Origin of the sequence: Lentzea indica (genome assembly GCF_012184385.1) — a bacterium.
Classification (GTDB): domain Bacteria; phylum Actinomycetota; class Actinomycetes; order Mycobacteriales; family Pseudonocardiaceae; genus Lentzea; species Lentzea indica.
Genome location: NZ_VSRL01000477.1, coordinates 1 through 2,732, shown reverse-complemented (window position 1 = coordinate 2,732; position 2,732 = coordinate 1). Strand labels below are relative to the sequence as shown.

The following is a 2,732-nucleotide window of genomic DNA, read 5'->3' as shown; positions in this document are numbered from 1 at the left end:
TTCAACGGCCGCCGCGTCCGCCCTCCAAGATCGTGGCCACCATCACGAGACTTCGCCGACAACAGGAGCGCGGTGGCGACTGCCGGCAGCCTGAAAGGCGGCTCTGACAGCGGTGCGTCGCGGTGCCAGGACAGCTTCGCCCAGCTGTCGCGGAAGTCGTCGGCCGTCACGATCACGTTGTGGTGCTGACTGCCGACGATCCCGGCGACCTTCTCCGCCCAGTGGATCTCGTCGACGCGCGGGTCGCCGAAGTCGGCGGAGAACGTGTGCAGCGGGGCGCCGTTGCGTTCGCGGGCGACCAGCGCGGTGATCAGCGAGGAGTCAACGCCACCGGACAGGTACGCGCCGACCGGCACGTCCGCGACCAGTGCGTCCCGCACGGACGCGGTCAGCGCCTCGTCGACCAGCCGGACGGCCTCCTCCGGCGTCACGGAACGAATCGCCGACTCGCGCGGCAGCTCCCAGTACGGCTCGGTCCGCACGTCACCGGCGGCCGAAACGACCAGGTGGTGGCCCTGCGGCACCTTGCGGACCCCGCGCAGCAGCGTGTGGGGCGCGGGCACCGAGCGGTGCGCCAGGTAGTCGTGCAGCGACTCGTGGTCGACCTCGGCCGGGCCGATCGCGGGCAGCAGCGCCTTGATCTCGGACGCGAACGCGAACATCGCCGAGTCCGCGTAGTAGTACAGCGGCAGGATGCCGAGCCGGTCGCGGAACAGGTGCGTTTCGCCCGTCTTGGCGTCGTGCAGCGCGTACGCGAACTGGCCGCGCAGCTTGCTCACACCGGACGGTCCGTGCTGTTCGTACAGCGCGAGCAGAACCTCGGTGTCGCCGTGGGTCTTGAACGGGTAGGCGAGCGCCGTGCGGAGCTGCTTGTAGTTCAGGATCTCGCCGTTGAACGCGATCGTCGTGGTGCCCGAGGCGCCCGCCATCGGCTGCGGCGAGCCGGCGAGGTCGATGATCGAGAGCCGGGTGTGGGCGAAGCCGATCGAGCCGTCCGACCAGAAGCCGCTGTCGTCAGGGCCGCGGTGGTGCAGCCGCTTCGCCATCTCGGCGAGCAGCTCACGGGAGACGGGCGCGCCGTCGAACCGCCTGATGCCTGCGATCCCGCACATGGTTACCGTCCCTCGGCGAGCTGCATCAGTTCACGGGCACGGGAGTCCCACGACGCGGTCAGCACGGCCGCGCGCCGCTCTGCGGGGGTCTTCAGGCCGCCGTCCTTCAACGTCAACCGGACCTGGTCGATGAAGTCCGCCTCGCCGGACGCGATCCGGATGACGCCGGAGTAGCGCTCGACCTCGGGGAAGTCCGTGGACACCACGGCCAGGCCGAGTGCCAGGTACTCCTTCATCTTGATCGGGTTGGCGTGCTTGATCCAGTCGTTGTCCAGCCACGGCATCAGCGCCACGTCGAAAGCGGAGCCGTAGCCGGGAATCTGCTCGTACGAGCGGAAGTCCAGCCAGTGCACGTTGGGGTACCTGTCGTACCGCTCCATCGAGCAGGTGGCGTCACCGATCAGCACGACGGACGCGTCGGGGAACTCCTGCGCGACCTTCTCGATCAGGTCGAAGTCGACCAGGTAGTCGTCGAGACTGCCGAAGAACCCGATGCGCGGCCCCGGAATCGACGCGATGTCCGCGGGCAGCTCGGAACGCCGCGTGAAGTGGTCGACGTCCACGCCGTGGTCGAGGAAGTGCGCGCGCTCACCGGTCAGCGCGGACTCCTCTTCCTGCAACGCACGGGAAACATAGAGAACGGTGTCCGAATTGGACAGCAGCTGGTTCTCCAGCGCGGCGATGGTGCCCTGGTCGGCCTCCGGGAACGCCGAGTGCCGGTCCGAGCGGTTGAAGATCAGGCCTTTGTGCCGCATGGGCTTCACGACGTCCCACGCGGTGGGGATCGTGGCGACGACGACCGGCGTGCCCATGCGGAGGAAGAAGCACACCGCGCGAACCTGCGTGCGCACCAGCACCGAGTTCAGCCTGCGCAGCCACGGCTTGCCGTAGAACGGCAGGGGCGCGGGCGTCATCACGTAGAAGTTCGGCGTCTCGGGGATCGGCCGGCGCACCAGCATCGCGACGCTCTTGGCCTTGCGCAGGATCCGGCGCAGGAACTGCGTGCTCTTGCCGGGTGAGGGCATCCGCAGGCCGATGCTGTTGACCAGCAACACCTTGCGGTGCTTGGCGACGCGGCGCAGCAGCTGGAAGTCCGAGTGCGCACGGTTGTGGTACCACCAGTCCTGCGCCGAGAAGCACAGGTAGCTCGGTCCCTCCGAGGCCACTTCCTCCGGCCAGCGCCGCATGCCGAAGAGCCCCTTCAACGCGGTCCGGTGCTTCGGCGACCGCGCGCGAAGCCCCTCGTTCACGACCATGGCGAGCCACATGAAGAACGCGGCGAACTTGCCGTGCTGCTCGCGGTGCAGCCGGACCTTGTTCGCGGTGAGCATCGACCAGAGCCGGGCGTTGGTGGACACCTCGCCGCCGATGTGGGTGGCTGTCGCGCGCGGCTCGAACCACACGCCACCGGCGCGCAGCATGTAGTCGGTTTCCTCCGAATAGAGGAAGTAGCGTTCGTCCAAAAGGCCGTTCCGCTCGATGACTTCCCTTTTGATCAGCCACGCGCAGCCGGTGGCCCAGTCGGCGGCGTGCGCGCCCTGATAGCCTTGTCGTCGGTGACGGTCTCGCCCAGGCCGATGCGGCCGGCGCGACCGTGCCGACGTGCATGCCTTCGACGTC

2 protein-coding genes are annotated in these 2,732 nt (G+C 68.4%); both read right to left on the bottom strand.

All coding sequences use genetic code 11. The features are described 5' to 3' along the window. On the bottom strand, positions 1-1,112 hold a 1,112-nt coding region (gene asnB / locus FXN61_RS48630), incomplete at its 3' end, for an asparagine synthase (glutamine-hydrolyzing) (protein ID WP_188136301.1). Positions 1,113-1,114: 2 nt separating this feature from the next. Continuing rightward, positions 1,115-2,732 (bottom strand): glycosyltransferase (locus tag FXN61_RS48625; RefSeq protein WP_167980525.1); only part of this gene is annotated, 1,618 nt, incomplete at its 5' end.